The organism is Streptomyces sp. SGAir0957 (assembly GCF_043523415.1).
The window spans coordinates 7,690,111-7,704,772 of record NZ_CP027293.1 but is presented as its reverse complement, the minus strand read 5'-3'; the positions used below and the strand labels follow the sequence as shown (position 1 = coordinate 7,704,772).

Here is a 14,662-nt window from a genome sequence, read left to right as displayed (position 1 = left end):
CCTCGGCAACGACAACGAAAGGAGTGTGCGCCGTGTCGGTCGTCCGCGAGCGGACCGCGCCCCGCCCCCTCACCCGGCCGCCCCGGCGCCCCCTGGGCCCGTCCCGCCGCGCCACCATGTCCGGCGTCTGGCCGTACCTGCTCGTGGCGCCCGCCGTCCTCGGCATGTTGTACCTGCTCGTCTATCCACTCGGCCGCGCGGTCCTGATCTCCTTCCAGGACTTCGGCCTGCGCCAGCTCATCCTCGGGGACGCGCACTTCACCGGGTTCGACAACTACACGACGCTCCTGACCGACCCCCGGTTCTGGACCGTCGTCCGCCGCACGTTCCTCTTCATGGCGATCAACGTCGTCCTGATCATGGCGCTCTCCACGCTCGTGGCGCTGATGGTCGAGCGGCTCGGCCGGGTGTGGCGCACCGCCGTGCTCAGCGCGCTGGTCCTGACGTGGGCGATGCCGGTGGTCGCGGCGACGACCGTGTTCCAGTGGCTGTTCCACTCGGAGTTCGGCATCGTCAACCACGCCCTGACCGGCCTCGGGTTCTCCTCCTTCGAGGGGTATCCGTGGCTGGCACACGGGCCGGCCGCCTTCGCCATCCTCGTCACGCTCGTGGTGTGGCAGTCGGTGCCCTTCGCCGCGATCACCTTGTACTCGGCGCTGACCACGGTCCCCTCCGAGCTGTACGAGGCCGCCCGCATCGACGGCGCGTCCGGCTTCCGGGTCTTTCGCTCGGTCACCCTGCCCATCGTGCGGCCGATCTTCACGCTGGTGCTCTCGCTCGAAGTGATCTGGACGTTCAAGGCGTTCGTGCAGATCTGGGTGATGACGCGCGGCGGCCCCGGCGACGCGACGACGATCCTGCCGGTGTACGCGGTGCAGACGGCCCTCTCCGGGCAGCACTACGACCTGGGTTCCGCGGCCTCGATGGTGACGGTGCTGCTGATGTCCGGCGTCCTGGTCGCCTACTTCCGGCAGATGTTCCGACAGGAGGGCGAGCTGTGACGACCCCGTCGCGCACCCTGCGCCGCCTCCCGCTCCACCTCGCCGCGACGGTCACGATCGTCGTCTGCCTCTTCCCCGTCTACTGGATGGTCACGACGGCGTTCAAGCCCAACCGTGACATCCAGTCCGACCACCCGCACCTCCTGCCGCAGAGCTGGACGCTCGACCACTTCCGGCGGGCGGTCGACGCCGACGGCTTCGGCCTGTTCTGGCGCAACAGTGTGCTCGTGACACTCAGCGCGGTGCTCCTGGCCCTGCTCGTCGCGCTCGGCGCGTCGTTCGCGGTGGCGCGGATGCGCTGGCGGGGGCGGCGGCAGTTCATGCTGATGGTGTTCGTCGCGCAGATGGCGCCCTGGGAGTCGCTGATCATCCCGATCTACATCATCTCCCGCGACACCGGGATGCTGGACCGGCTGCCGACCCTGACCCTCGTCTACTTCATGATCACGCTGCCGTTCACCATCGTGGTCCTGCGCGGTTTCATCGCGACGATCCCCGCCGAGCTGGAGGAGTCGGCGCAGGTCGACGGCTGCACCCGGGCGGGCGCCTTCCGGCACATCGGGTTCCCGCTGCTCGCCCCGGGCCTGATGGCGACCTCGCTGTTCGGCTACATCACCGCCTGGAACGAGTTCGCGTACGCCAACTTCCTCATCATCAAGCAGCAGGACCACCGGACGCTGCCGGTGTGGCTGTCCTCGTTCCACAACACGTTCGGCACCGACTGGGGCGCCACGATGGCCGCCTCCACCCTGTTCGCGCTGCCCGCGCTGGTGATCTTCCTGCTGCTTCAGCGGCACGTCACGTCCGGCTTCGCGGCCGGCGCCGTCAAGGGCTGACCCACCCTGCCCGTGCTCCCCCGTCGTCCGGAGGTCCGCCGTGCCCGCTCACCGCCCCTCTCTGCTCCCCCTGCCCACCCAGCTCTCCCACCGTCCCGGCCGTTTCACGATCGGGCCCGGCACGACGCTCCGGGTCTCCCCCGGCGCCGAGCCCGCCGCCGCCCTGCTCCGTACGCTCCTCGCCCCGGCCACCGGGCTTCCGCTCGCGGCCGCCGCCGACGGTTCCTTCGTGCTCGCGCTCGACCCGCAGCTCGGCGGCCTCGGCGAGGAGGGCTACGGCCTGACGGTCGCCCCGGACGCGGTGCTGTTACGGGCCGCACACCTCACCGGGCTCCTGCGCGGGATCCAGACCGTGCGCCAGCTCCTGCCCGCGAAGGCCCTGTGGGGCACGGCCCAGCCGGGCGTCGCCTGGCACCTGCCCTGCGTGGAGATCACCGACGTGCCGCTCCACCCCTGGCGCGGCTTCATGCTCGACGTGGCCCGGCACTTCCAGCCGGTCTCGTACCTGCGCCGCTGCGTCGACCTGCTCGCCCTGCACAAGCTGAACGTGCTGCACCTGCATCTCACCGACGACCAGGGCTGGCGGATGCCGGTCGCCGCGTATCCGCGCCTGACCGAGGTGGGCGGGCGGCGCGCCGAGTCGATGGTCGGGCCCGCCGGGAGCACCGTCTTCGACGGGACGCCGCACGAAGGGGCGTACACGCGCCGGGAGTTGACGGACCTCGTGGCGTACGCCGCCGCGCGGGGCGTGACCGTCGTGCCCGAGATGGAGATGCCGGGGCACACCCGCGCCGCGCTCGCCGCCTACCCCGAACTCGGCACCGTCCCCGGGCGGCGCCTCGACGTGTGGACGCGCTGGGGTGTGTGCGAGAACGTCCTCGGCGTGCACGACGAGGTACTGGACTTCTGCCGCACCGTCCTCGACGAGGTCTGCGACGTGTTCCCCTCGTCGCACGTGCACATCGGCGGCGACGAGTGCCCCACCACCGAATGGGCGGCGAGCCCGGCGGCGCGGGCGCGGGCCGCCGCCCAGGGACTCCCGGACACGGCGGCCCTGCGAGGCTGGTTCCTCGGCCGCGTCGGGGAGTTCCTGACCGAGCGAGGGCGGACGCCGACGGCATGGGCGGAGACCGGCGAGGGACTGCCCCCGCATTTCACCGTCATGACCTGGCGCGACCCCGAGCACACCCGCATCGCGCTCAAGCGCGGCCACACCGTGATCAGCGGCCAGCACCGCGCGAGCTATCTGGACTACGCCCAGTCCTACGCCCCCGACGAGCCGCAGGGGCAGCCCGGCGCCGTGGTCGACCTGCGCGCCGTCCACGACCACGCGATGCCGGACGACACGGATACGCCCGGCCGGCTCCTCGGCATGCAGGCGCACCTGTGGACCGAGTTCGCGCCGACCGCCGCGCAGGTGGACCGGCTCGTCTTCCCCCGACTGTGCGCGCACGCCGACCGCGCCTGGCACGGATCCCCCTCCTGGCCGGGATTTCGCGAACGGCTGTCCGCGCACGCCGCCCGGCTCGCCGCGCTCGGCGTCCGCCACGGGCCGCTCGACCCGCACCTCCCCGTCCCCCACCGTTCCGGAAAGGAACTGTCATGAGGAAGACCGCACGAAGGAAGACCGCGCTCGGCAGAACCGTCACGGCCGCCGTAGCGGCGACGCTCGGCTGCGTGGGCCTGGTCGCGCTCCCGTCGACGGCCTCCGCCGCCGCGGGTGATCTGACCGTGCAGTACCACACCGGCAGCACGGGCAGCGATCAGGCGGAACCGTGGCTGAAGGTCCGCAACTCCAGCGGGAAGAGCGTCGCTCTGAGCGGTGTGAAGGTCCGCTACTACTTCAAGGCGGACACGGCGAGCGCGAACTACCGCTTCGCGTGCTCGTGGGCGGTCAAGGGCTGCGGGAACGTCACCGGCACCTTCGGCACCCTGGCCAGCCCGACGTCGACCGCCGACCGCTATCTGGAGATCGGCTTCACCTCCGGCGCGGGCTCCCTCGCGGCGGGCGCGGACACCGGCGATCTCCAATTGCGGTTCTACCGCTCGGACTGGCAGTCGCTCAACCAGAACGACGACTACTCGTTCGGCGCGGCGCAGACCTCGTACGCGAACTGGTCGAAGGTCACGGCGCAGCTCGACGGCGCCCTCGTCTGGGGCACGGCCCCCGCGGGCAACGACCCCGGCGATCCGGGCGACCCCGGTGACCCGGGCGACCCGGGCACGCCCGGCGGCTCGCTGTTCGACGACTTCAACTACAGCGGCTACACCGACCCGAAAATCTCGGCGCACGGCTGGAACGTGCGCTCCAACTCCGGCGGCCCCGGAGTGCCGGGCGCGACCTGGGCACCCGACAAGGTCACCTTCCCCACCTCGGGCGGCAACGCCGTGATGAACCTGGAGACCTCGACCTCCGGGACCGGCGAGAGCACCAAGCAGACCGAAGTCCTCACCAAGGCGATGAAGTTCAAAAACGGGACGTACGCGGCGCGCGTGAAGTTCAGTGACGCGCCCAAGAGCGGCCCCGACGGCGACCACCTGGTGCAGACGTTCTTCACGATCAACGATCTGAAGGCGCCGATGGCCGACGACTACGCCGAGTACGACTTCGAGTACCTCCCGAACGGGGGCTGGGGCGAGCCGTCGAACATCCTCTACACGACGTCCTGGGAGACCTACAACCCGGACCCGTGGCAGGCGGTGAACCAGCACACCGAGAGCCGGCAGTCCTACGCGGGCTGGCACGACCTGGTCGTCACCATCGACAACAGCTCCATCCGGTACTACGTGGACGGGCAGTTGTTCGGCACGCACGACGCCGCGTATCTGCCGGAGCGGCCGATGTCGATCAACTTCAACCAGTGGCTGATCGACCTGGCGGGCCAGTCGAGCACCAGCCCGCGCGCCTACGACCAGCAGGTCGACTACGTCCTGCACGTCAAGGACCAGGTCCTGACGCCCTCGCAGGTGGCGGCGAAGGTGGCCGCCTACCGCTCGGCGGGCACCACGTTCGAGGACACGGTCCCGGGGTCCTGACCCGGACCGGCCGACGGGGCGGGGAGCCCGCGCGCCCCACACGCGCGGGCTCCCCCGGTGGTGCTTCCCCTCCCCAGGCGGGCGCCGCGGGAGTTCGGCGACCGCCTGCGCCGCAGTCTGCCGTGGGCGCGGCCGGAACTCATCCCGGACCCCCGCCTTTCGGTAACCTTGTGTGTTGAATCAGTGGCGAGAAGTGACGGAAGCGGAGCCCCGGGACCCCAGCACCACGGCGGGAACGGGGGTGTGGAACCCGCCGTCTGGCTGGATCCCTGGCGTTCAAGGACGGCCGGAAGTCTGTCCTGGCAAGCGCTCTCCACAGCGCGCGCAGAACCGCGCGTCCGCCTCTTCGGTGGCCCGCCCGCACGCGTCGCACACCCGCGGGAGCAGACAGGGCGCCTCGCCGCCCTCGGCCGCGCCCCTCGCCGGGGCGCGGCCGATCGTCATGCCGGGGCGCCTGCGGTGCACGGTGAGGTAGACGAGCCCGTCGCGGTCCGCGCTGACGGCGCGCCGCTCGCCGCGCGGCACGAAGACGAGCGCCCCGGGCACCAGTCGCTCCTCCCCGCCGGCCCGGCGCAGGGTGCCGTGCCCCGCGACGACGACGAGCAGCACGTCCAGGTCGTTCTCGGTGTACGCCTCGCCGCGCGTCCCGGGCCGCACGCGGACCACGTTGGAGTCGAGCTGGCGGGCCGCGCCCTCCAGGCGCCAGAGCGCGCCGCTCGCGGCCGGGTCGGCGGCCTTCAGGAGATCTTCGAGCAGGACATGGGCTGCGGGCATCGCGTGGCTTCCTCCGTCGGGAGCGGGGCGGGGCGGGGCGGTGGGTCAGCGCACCGGGTCGGTCCGTGCGTTCAGGAAATCGACGACCGGCGGCGTCGCCTGGTCCGCGCACTCCTCGAAGTAGGCGTGCCGCCCGCCGGGGATCAGCAGGAGCCGCGCGCCGGGGACGCGCTCGGCGATGAGGGGCGCGTTCGCCGTGGGGTTGAAATCGTCGTCGGCGCCGTGCACGACGAGGGTCGGGGCGGTGATCCGGGGCAGCGCGTCCCAGGCGTCGTGCCGGGCGCTGGCGCGCAGGTGGCGGCGGCGGGCGTACGCGGGCATCGCCGGATCGCCGAGCGTGTGGAAGGGCCCGGGGTGCGCGGCGACGTACGCGGGCGTGTACATCAGGTCGAGCAGCGCGGCGCGGGAGACGGCCGGGTCCGGATCGGCCAGCGCCTTGCGGACGGCGGGGCCACGCTCGATGCCGTGCGGCGCGCCCGGTGACGTGCAGCCGAGGACGAGGCGGTCGACGCGGCCCGGGTGGTCCGCGGCGAGCCACTGCGCGACCCGGCCGCCCATCGATGTTCCGTACACATGGGCACGGCCGATCCCCGCGTGGTCGAGGACGGCGACGGCGTCGCGGGCGAAGTTCCCGGTGCTGTAGGTGTCCGTGTCGGGCCGGTCGCTGTCACCGGTGCCGCGCCAGTCCATGACGACGGTGGTGAAGGCCGCGGCGAACCGGTCGAGGACCGGCTCCCACCAGCGATGACTGTTCGACTGGCCGGCCAGCAGGAGGAGCGGGGCGCCGCTGCCGCGGACCTGGTAGTGGAGTGCGGCGCCGTCGGCCGCCGATGCGTGGGACATGGTCGCCCATTGTCCCTCATCGCAACTATCTCTGTTCAAACGGTGGACTCATCAACATCGCTCTGCAATTCTCCAACAACTGAACGCAAGAATCGTATATAGACAGGGGATAGGGGCAGCATGATCGGCCACTTTTCGCTCAGATCCAGGTGGCGGGGCGGGAGGCGCGGCCTGTTGGTCGCCCTCCTCGCGCTCGCCCTGGCGTTCCTCGGCCTGCCGGCGATATCGGCGGCGGCGGCCTCGGGCGGTCCGAACCTCGCGGCGGGCGCCCCGGCGAAGGCGAGCAGCGCGAAGTCCGGGTACGAGGCGGCGAAGGTCAGCGACGGCAACGCCGCGACGTACTGGGAGAGTTCGGGCTCCGACCTGCCGCAGTGGGTGCAGGTCGACCTCGGCCAGACGGCCCGCGTCGACGAGGTCGTCCTGCGCCTGCCGAGCGGCTGGGAGAGCCGCGACCAGACCGTCGCCGTGCAGGGCAGCGCGGACGGCACCTCGTTCGACACGCTGAAGTCCGCGGCCTCGTACACCTTCGCGCCGGGCTCGGCGAACACGGTGACGGTGGGCTTCTCGGCGACGCAGACCCGCTACGTGCGGATCGTCGTCAGCGCCAACTCGGTCTGGCAGGCCGGGCAGCTGTCGGAGCTGGAGGTGCACGGCGCGGGCGAGTCCTCGACGAACCTGGCGCGCGGCAAGACCTTCACGGCCAGTTCGTACACGCAGACCTACGTGGCGGGCAACGCCGGGGACGGTGACGTCTCCAGCTACTGGGAGTCCGGCAACGGCGCGCTGCCGCAGTGGGTCCAGGTCGACCTGGGCGCCTCCGTGCGCGTGAACCGCGTCGTGCTGCGCCTGCCGACGAGCTGGGAGACGCGGACGCAGACGCTGACGGTGCGCGGCAGCACCGACGGCACGAACTTCAGCGACCTGGTCGCGTCCAAGGCGTACGAGTTCAGCGCGGCGGGCGGGCAGGCGCAGACCCTGTCGTTCAACACGGTGACCACGCGCTACGTGCGGGTCCTCGTCACCGCGAACACCCGGCAGCCCGCCGGCCAGCTCTCCGAGCTGGAGGTCTACGGACCGACCACCGGGGACACCGAGGCGCCGGGCGCGCCGAGCGGCCTCGCGTACACCGAGCCCGCGACCGGGCAGATCAAGCTGGTCTGGAAGGCGGCGACGGACAACGTCGGCGTGACCGGCTACGACGTCTACGCGAACGGGACGCTGCGCGCCTCCGTCGACGGGTCCGTGCTGACCTACACCGACACCCAGCCGGCGTCGGCGACGCTCACGTACACCGTGCGCGCCAAGGACGCGGCCGGGAACGTCTCGGCGGACTCCAACTCCGTGACGCGCAAGGGTGATTCGGGTGACACGCAGGCGCCGACCGCGCCCGGCAACCTGGCCTTCACCGAGGCGACCAAGGGCCAGATCAAGCTCACCTGGCAGGCGTCGACCGACAATGTGAAGGTCACCGGGTACGACCTCTACGCCAACGGCTCGCTGCTCACGTCGGTCGCCGGGGACGTCACCACGTACACCGACTCCCAGCCCGCGTCGGCGACGGTGACGTACACCGTGCGCGCCAAGGACGCGGCGGGCAACCAGTCGGCGAACAGCAACGCCGTGACGCGCAACGGCTCGACGACCAACGACGCCAACCTGGCCGTGCGCAAGCCGGTCACCGCGTCCTCCTCCACGCAGACCTTCGTCGCGGAGAACGCGGTCGACGACAGCACCAGCACCTACTGGGAGGGCGGCAGCGGCTACCCGAACACGCTGACCGTGAAGCTCGGCTCCAACGCGGACGTGTCCTCGGTCGTCCTGAAGCTGAACCCGGACGCCGCCTGGGCCACCCGCACCCAGAAGATCGAGGTGCAGGGCCGTGAGCAGAAGGCGTCGGACTTCACGACGCTGAGCGCCGCGAAGGAGTACACGTTCAACCCGGCGAGCGGGAACACGGTGACGATCCCCGTCACCGCGCGCGTCGCGGACGTCCGGCTCGTCATCACCGCCAACTCCGGTGCGCCCGGCGGGCAGATCGCGGAGTTCCAGGTCCTGGGCACCCCGGCGCCCAACCCCGACCTCCAGGTCACGGGGATCACCTCGTCCCCCTCCTCCCCCGTCGAGTCCGACAAGATCACCCTGTCGGCGACGGTCCGCAACGCGGGCAGCGTGGCGAGCGACGCCACGACCCTTGACTTCAAGCTCGGCTCCGACAAGGTGGGCTCCGCCACCGTGGGCGCGCTCGCGGCCGGGGCGACGGCGACCGTCAGCGCCGACATCGGGGCGCGCGACGCGGGCACCTACCAGGTCGGCGCGGTCGTCGACCCGGACAACAAGGTGATCGAGACCAACGAGGGCAACAACGCCTACACCAGCTCGACGGCTCTCGTCGTCAAGCCGGTGACCAGCGCCGACCTCGTGCCCTCGACCTCCTGGTCGCCGAGCGCGCCCGCCGAGGGCTCGACGGTCGCCTTCTCCGTCGCGATCAAGAACCAGGGCAACCAGGCCGGCGCGTCGGGCGGTCACGCCATCACGCTCACCGTCGCGGACTCCGGCGGCACGGTCGTCAAGACGCTCACCGGTTCCTACGACGGGGCCATCGCGGCCGGTGACACCACCGCGCCGGTCAAGCTCGGCACGTGGACGGCGGGCAAGGGCAAGTTCACGGTGAAGACGGTGATCGCCGCCGACACCAACGAGCTGCCGGTCAAGCGCGACAACAACACCACGTCGCAGCCGCTGTTCGTCGGGCGCGGCGCCAACATGCCGTACGACATGTACGAGGCGGAGGACGGCTCGGTCGGCGGCGGCGCGAAGGTGCTCGGCCCCAACCGCACCGTCGGCGACCTCGCGGGCGAGGCGTCGGGCCGCAAGGCCGTCACCCTCGACTCCACCGGCTCCTACGTCGAGTTCACCACCAAGGCGCCCACGAACACGCTGGTCACCCGCTTCTCCATCCCGGACGCGGCGGGCGGCGGCGGGCGCAACTCCACGCTCAACGTCTACGTCGACGGCAAGTACCTCAAGGCCATCGACCTGACCTCGAAGTACGCGTGGCTGTACGGCAACGAGACCGGGCCGGGCAACGCGCCGAGCGCGGGCGCGCCCCGGCACATCTACGACGAGGCGAACCTGCTGCTCGGCCAGACCGTCCCGGCGGGCAGCAAGATCCGGCTGCAGAAGGACGCCGCCAACGACACCACGTACGCGATCGACTTCGTGAACCTGGAGCAGGCGACCCAGCTGGCCAACCCGGACCCGGCCACGTACGCGGTGCCGAACGGCTTCTCGCACCAGGCCGTGCAGGACGCCCTCGACAAGGTCCGGATGGACACGACGGGCAAGCTCGTCGGCGTCTACCTCCCGGCCGGTGACTACGAGACGTCCAACAAGTTCCAGGTCTACGGGAAGGCGGTGAAGGTCGTCGGCGCCGGGCCGTGGTTCACCCGGTTCCACACGCCGACGTCGCAGGAGAACACGGACGCCGGGTTCCGCGCGGAGGCCAGCGCCAACGGGTCGACGTTCGCGCACTTCTCCTTCTTCGGGAACTACACGTCCCGGATCGACGGCCCCGGCAAGGTCTTCGACCTGTCCAACGTCGCCGACATCACCATCGACGACATCTGGAACGAGCACACGGTGTGCCTGTACTGGGGCGCCAACACCGACCGGGTGACCGTCAAGAACTCCCGGATCCGTGACACGTTCGCCGACGGCGTCAACATGACGAACGGCTCGACCGACAACCACGTCGTGAACAACGAGTCCCGGGCGACCGGCGACGACAGCTTCGCGCTGTTCTCGGCGATCGACGCGGGCGGCGCCGACGAGAAGAACAACGTGTTCGAGAACCTGACGTCGCTGCTCACGTGGCGCGCGGCGGGCATCGCCGTGTACGGCGGCTACGACAACACGTTCCGCAACATCCTCGTCGCGGACACCCTCGTCTACTCCGGTGTCACCATCAGCTCGCTCGACTTCGGCTATCCGATGAACGGGTTCGGCACCGGTCCGACGACGCTGGAGAACAGCTCGGTCATCCGCTCCGGCGGCCACTTCTGGGGCGGCCAGACGTTCCCGGGCATCTGGATGTTCTCGGCGTCGAAGGTGTTCCAGGGCATCCGGGTCAACAGCGTCGACATCGTCGATCCGACCTACAGCGGCATCATGTTCCAGACCAACTACGTGGGAGGCCAGCCGCAGTTCCCGATCAAGGACACGATCCTGACCGACGTCACCATCTCGGGTGCGCGCAAGAGCGGTGACGCCTACGACGCGAAGTCCGGCTTCGGTCTGTGGGCGAACGAGATGCCGGAGGCGGGCCAGGGCCCGGCCGTAGGCGAGGTCACGTTCAAGAACCTGAAGCTGAGCAACAACGCGGTGGACATCCGCAACACGACGTCCACGTTCAAGATCAACCTGCAGTAGTTCGCGGCCACGCACCACCCCTGCGGCGCCTAAAGGAACCACGGTTCCTTTAGGCGCCGTTCCCCTGCTACAGTCACCTCACGCCTTAACGGAACCACAGAACCGTTTACGAAGGAGACTGTCATGGAGTACCGCTCACTCGGAACCTCCGGCCTGAAGGTCCCCGCTCTCAGCTTCGGCGCCGGGACGTTCGGCGGGCGCGGCCCCCTGTTCTCCGCCTGGGGCAGCTCCGGCGTCGACGAGGCGCGGCGCATGGTCGACCTGAGCCTGGAGCACGGGGTCACCATGTTCGACACGGCCGACGTCTATTCGGACGGGGCCTCGGAGGAAGTGCTCGGCGCGGCGCTCAAGGGCCGCCGCGACCAAGCGCTCATCTCGACGAAGGCGGCTCTGCCGACGGGCGACGGGCCCCAGGACGCGGGAGTCTCGCGCTCGCGCCTGATCCGGTCGGTCGAGGCGGCGCTGCGCCGCCTGGACACCGACCACATCGACCTCTTCCAAGTGCACGCCTACGACGCGAGCACACCCGTCGAGGAGCTGCTGTCGACCCTGGAGGACCTGGTGCGGGCGGGCAAGATCCGCTACACCGGCGTCTCCAACTACTCCGGCTGGCAGCTGATGAAGGGGCTCGCCGAGGCGGAGAAGCACGGGCGGCCGAGGTTCGCCGCGCACCAGGTGTACTACTCGCTCGTCGGCCGCGACTACGAGTGGGAGCTGATGCCGCTCGGGCTCGACCAGGGTGTCGGCGCCGTGGTGTGGAGCCCGCTCGGCTGGGGTCGGCTCACGGGCAAAATCCGGCGCGGGCAGCCGCCGCCGGCGGACAGCCGTCTGCATCGCACCGCACAGTTCGGCCCGCCGGTCGAGGACGAGCACCTGTACCGGATCGTCGACGCGCTGGACGAGATCGCCGAGGAGACCGGCAAGGCGATTCCGCAGATCGCGATCAACTGGCTGCTGCGGCGGCCCACCGTCTCCTCGGTGCTCATCGGGGCGCGCGACGAGGAGCAGCTGAAGCAGAATCTGGGCGCCGTGGGCTGGGAGTTGACGCCGGATCAGGTCGCCAGGCTGGACGCGGCCAGCGAGGTGAAGGCGCCCTACCCCTACTACCCGTACCGGAGCCAGGACGGCTTCCGGCAGCTGAACCCGCCGGCGGTGTGAGGGGTAGAGAAGGAGCGTCAACCCAAGGTTGACACCCTCCGACTGTCAACCTACGGTTGTCACATGACGCAACCAGTCGCCGCCACCCATCCCGTGCGCCTCGACGACCTGATCGAGGCCATCAAGAAGGTCCACACCGACGCGCTCGACCAGCTCCAGGACGCGATGCTCGCCGCCGATCACCTCGGCGACGTGGCGGACCACCTGATCGGGCACTTCGTCGACCAGGCCCGCCGCTCCGGCGCCTCCTGGACCGACATCGGCAAGAGCATGGGCGTCACCCGGCAGGCCGCCCAGAAGCGCTTCGTCCCCAAGGGCGCCGACACCGACATCGATCCGAACCAGGGCTTCAACCGCTACACGACCCGCGCCCGCAACGTGGTGATGGGCGCGCAGAACGAGGCCCGCGCCGCGAAGAACTCCACCATCTCCACCGCCCACCTCGTCCTCGGCCTCCTGCACGAGCCGGACGGCCTCGCCGCCAAGGCGATCCGCGCGCAGGACGTGCTCCTGGACACGGTGCGCCAGGCCGCGACGGCGACGCTGCCCCCGGCCGTCGAGGACGGCCCGGACCTCGTGCCGTTCGACGCCGAGGCGAAGAAGGCCCTGGAGCTGACGTTCCGTGAGGCGCTGCGCCTCGGCCACCACTACGTCGGCACGGAGCACATCCTGCTCGCCCTCCTGGAGCAGGAGAACGGCTCGGGGGTCCTCAGCGGCCTGGGCATCGACAAGGGCGCCGCCGAGTCGCACGTCCAGGCGGCTCTCGCCGCGATCGTCGAGGCGCGGGAGACCGCGGTCGCCGAGGCGGACGAGGCGGCCCAGCGGGACGAATGACCAGCACGGCACACCATGACGAGTGACCACCACGGCGCCCCGCGTCGGGCGGCCGGTCCTGCCACCCGACGCGGGGATGCTTTCGGCCGTCCCATAGCCGCAGGTGGGACACTGTGCGTATGACTGACCGCTCAGGAACCCCCGCCCTGCCGGACGATCTCGTCGACGTAGATGAGCTGGTCGACGCCTATTACACGAGGGAGCCCGACGTCTCCCGCCCCGAGCAGCGCGTCGTCTTCGGCACGAGTGGCCATCGCGGCTCCAGCCTCGACGGCGCCTTCAACGAGAAGCACATCGCCGCGATCACGCAGGCCATCGTCGAGCACCGCGAGAGCGAGGGCATCACCGGGCCGCTGTTCATCGGCCCGGACACGCACGCGCTCTCCAGGCCGGCGCTCAAGACCGCGCTCGGCGTTCTCGCGGCGCACGGCGTCCGCACCATGGCCGACTCGCTCGACGGCTACGTGCCCACGCCCGCGCTCAGCCACGCGATCCTGCGCTGGAACCGCGGTGAGCCCGCCGACCGCGCCGACGGCATCGTGATCACCCCGAGCCACAACCCGCCGCGCGACGGCGGCTTCAAGTACAACCCGCCGCACGGCGGTCCCGCCGACTCGGCGACCACCTCCTGGATCGCCCAGCGCGCCAACGAGCTCCTTGAGGACCCGAGTTGGACGCCGCGCACGGCGGAGGACCCGGCGCCCGAGCCGTACGACTTCCGTGAGCGCTACGTCGAGGACCTGAAAGAGATCATCGACGTGGACGCGATCCGCGCGGCGGGCGTCCGCATCGGTGCCGACCCGCTGGGCGGTGCGAGCGTCGACTACTGGTCGCGGATCGCCGAGATGTACGGGCTCGACCTCACGGTGGTGAACCCCGAGGTGGACCCGGCGTGGCGGTTCATGACGCTCGACTGGGACGGCAAGATCCGCATGGACCCGTCCTCGGCGCCCGCGATGGCCTCCGTGCTCGCCCGCCGCCACGACTACGACCTGCTCACGGGCAACGACGCCGACGCGGACCGGCACGGCATCGTCACCCCCGACGCCGGCCTGATGAACCCCAACCACTACCTGGCCGTCGCCATCCACTACCTGTTCTCGCACCGGCCGCGGTGGTCGGAGTCGGCGGCGGTCGGCAAGACGCTCGTGTCGAGCGCCGTCATCGACCGCGTCGCCGCCTCGCTCGGCCGCGAACTCGTCGAAGTCCCCGTCGGCTTCAAGTGGTTCGTGCCGGGCCTTGTCGACGGCTCGGTCGCGTTCGGCGGCGAGGAGAGCGCCGGGGCGAGCTTCGTCCGCAAGGACGGCACCGTCTGGACCACCGACAAGGACGGCATCCTCCTCGCCCTGCTCGCCGCCGAGATCCTCGCGGTGACCGGGAAGACTCCGTCCGTGTACTACGCCGAACTCGCCGAGCGGTTCGGGGCGTCGGGTGCCGCGTACGCCCGGATCGACGCCAAGGCGACGAAGGAGCAGAAGGCCCGTCTGGCGAAGCTGTCCGGCGACGCCGTCACCGCCGACACCCTCGCCGGGGAGCCGATCACCGCCCGCCTCAGCGAGGCGCCGGGCAACGGGGCGGCGATCGGTGGCCTCAAGGTGACCACGGAGAACGCCTGGTTCGCGGCGCGGCCCAGCGGCACCGAGGACGTGTACAAGATCTACGCCGAGTCGTTCCGCGGGGCCGAGCACCTCGCGCAGGTGCAGTCCGAGGCGCAGGCGATCGTGGACGCGGCGCTCAGTTAAGGATCCCGGC

General features: G+C 70.8%; 10 protein-coding genes. 8 read left to right on the top strand and 2 right to left on the bottom strand.

The window, feature by feature from the left end; translation table 11 throughout:
* Positions 1-32 precede the first annotated feature (32 nt).
* Genes C1N81_RS40190 through C1N81_RS40175 form a run of 4 tightly spaced genes read left to right on the top strand, consistent with a single transcriptional unit; the run spans position 33 to position 4,873 of the window.
* Positions 33-1,001 carry a carbohydrate ABC transporter permease gene (locus tag C1N81_RS40190; RefSeq protein ID WP_394436356.1) on the top strand — a complete coding sequence of 323 codons (969 nt, stop codon included), beginning with the start codon at positions 33-35 and terminating at the stop codon, positions 999-1,001.
* Positions 998-1,837, top strand: a complete 840-nt coding sequence (locus tag C1N81_RS40185; protein ID WP_394436355.1) for a carbohydrate ABC transporter permease — start codon at positions 998-1,000, stop codon at positions 1,835-1,837. The genes C1N81_RS40190 and C1N81_RS40185 overlap by 4 nt, the downstream gene beginning before the upstream one ends.
* Before the next feature lie 40 nt (positions 1,838-1,877).
* Complete coding sequence (locus tag C1N81_RS40180; RefSeq protein ID WP_394436354.1) at positions 1,878-3,443, top strand: beta-N-acetylhexosaminidase; 1,566 nt, start codon at positions 1,878-1,880, stop codon at positions 3,441-3,443.
* Positions 3,440-4,873 (top strand): cellulose binding domain-containing protein, encoded by a 1,434-nt coding sequence (locus C1N81_RS40175; RefSeq protein ID WP_394436353.1) that lies wholly within the window; start codon positions 3,440-3,442, stop codon positions 4,871-4,873. Before C1N81_RS40180 ends, C1N81_RS40175 begins: the two co-directional genes overlap by 4 nt.
* A gap of 276 nt (positions 4,874-5,149) precedes the next feature.
* Here the strand turns inward: C1N81_RS40175 and C1N81_RS40170 are convergent, their stop codons facing one another.
* Positions 5,150-5,647, bottom strand: coding sequence for a cupin domain-containing protein (locus C1N81_RS40170; RefSeq protein WP_394436352.1), 498 nt, complete (start codon positions 5,645-5,647; stop codon positions 5,150-5,152).
* Positions 5,648-5,692: 45 nt separating this feature from the next.
* Positions 5,693-6,490: an alpha/beta fold hydrolase gene (locus tag C1N81_RS40165; protein ID WP_394436351.1), complete on the bottom strand. Its 798-nt coding sequence runs from the start codon at positions 6,488-6,490 to the stop codon at positions 5,693-5,695.
* Positions 6,491-6,610: 120 nt separating this feature from the next.
* Between C1N81_RS40165 and C1N81_RS40160 the strand changes: the two genes are divergently transcribed.
* From C1N81_RS40160 to pgm, 4 genes are all read left to right on the top strand, one after another.
* Positions 6,611-10,918 carry a discoidin domain-containing protein gene (locus C1N81_RS40160; RefSeq protein WP_394436350.1) on the top strand — a complete coding sequence of 1,436 codons (4,308 nt, stop codon included), beginning with the start codon at positions 6,611-6,613 and terminating at the stop codon, positions 10,916-10,918.
* A 123-nt stretch (positions 10,919-11,041) separates the two neighbouring features.
* Complete coding sequence (locus tag C1N81_RS40155) at positions 11,042-12,076, top strand: aldo/keto reductase (RefSeq protein ID WP_394436349.1); 1,035 nt, start codon at positions 11,042-11,044, stop codon at positions 12,074-12,076.
* A 63-nt stretch (positions 12,077-12,139) separates the two neighbouring features.
* On the top strand, positions 12,140-12,910 hold the full coding sequence (locus C1N81_RS40150; protein ID WP_394436348.1) for a Clp protease N-terminal domain-containing protein: 771 nt from the start codon (positions 12,140-12,142) through the stop codon (positions 12,908-12,910).
* Positions 12,911-13,029: 119 nt separating this feature from the next.
* Positions 13,030-14,652, top strand: coding sequence for a phosphoglucomutase (alpha-D-glucose-1,6-bisphosphate-dependent) (pgm, locus tag C1N81_RS40145; RefSeq protein WP_394436347.1), 1,623 nt, complete (start codon positions 13,030-13,032; stop codon positions 14,650-14,652).
* The last annotated feature ends 10 nt before the right edge of the window (positions 14,653-14,662 follow it).

Coding starts and splice junctions, on each gene's coding strand:
- pgm (WP_394436347.1), top strand. CDS start 13,030: ATGACTGACCGCTCAGGAACCCCCGCCCTGCCGGACGATCTCGTCGAC.
- C1N81_RS40175 (WP_394436353.1), top strand. CDS start 3,440: ATGAGGAAGACCGCACGAAGGAAGACCGCGCTCGGCAGAACCGTCACG.
- C1N81_RS40165 (WP_394436351.1), bottom strand. CDS start 6,490: ATGTCCCACGCATCGGCGGCCGACGGCGCCGCACTCCACTACCAGGTC.
- C1N81_RS40160 (WP_394436350.1), top strand. CDS start 6,611: ATGATCGGCCACTTTTCGCTCAGATCCAGGTGGCGGGGCGGGAGGCGC.
- C1N81_RS40155 (WP_394436349.1), top strand. CDS start 11,042: ATGGAGTACCGCTCACTCGGAACCTCCGGCCTGAAGGTCCCCGCTCTC.
- C1N81_RS40170 (WP_394436352.1), bottom strand. CDS start 5,647: ATGCCCGCAGCCCATGTCCTGCTCGAAGATCTCCTGAAGGCCGCCGAC.
- C1N81_RS40150 (WP_394436348.1), top strand. CDS start 12,140: ATGACGCAACCAGTCGCCGCCACCCATCCCGTGCGCCTCGACGACCTG.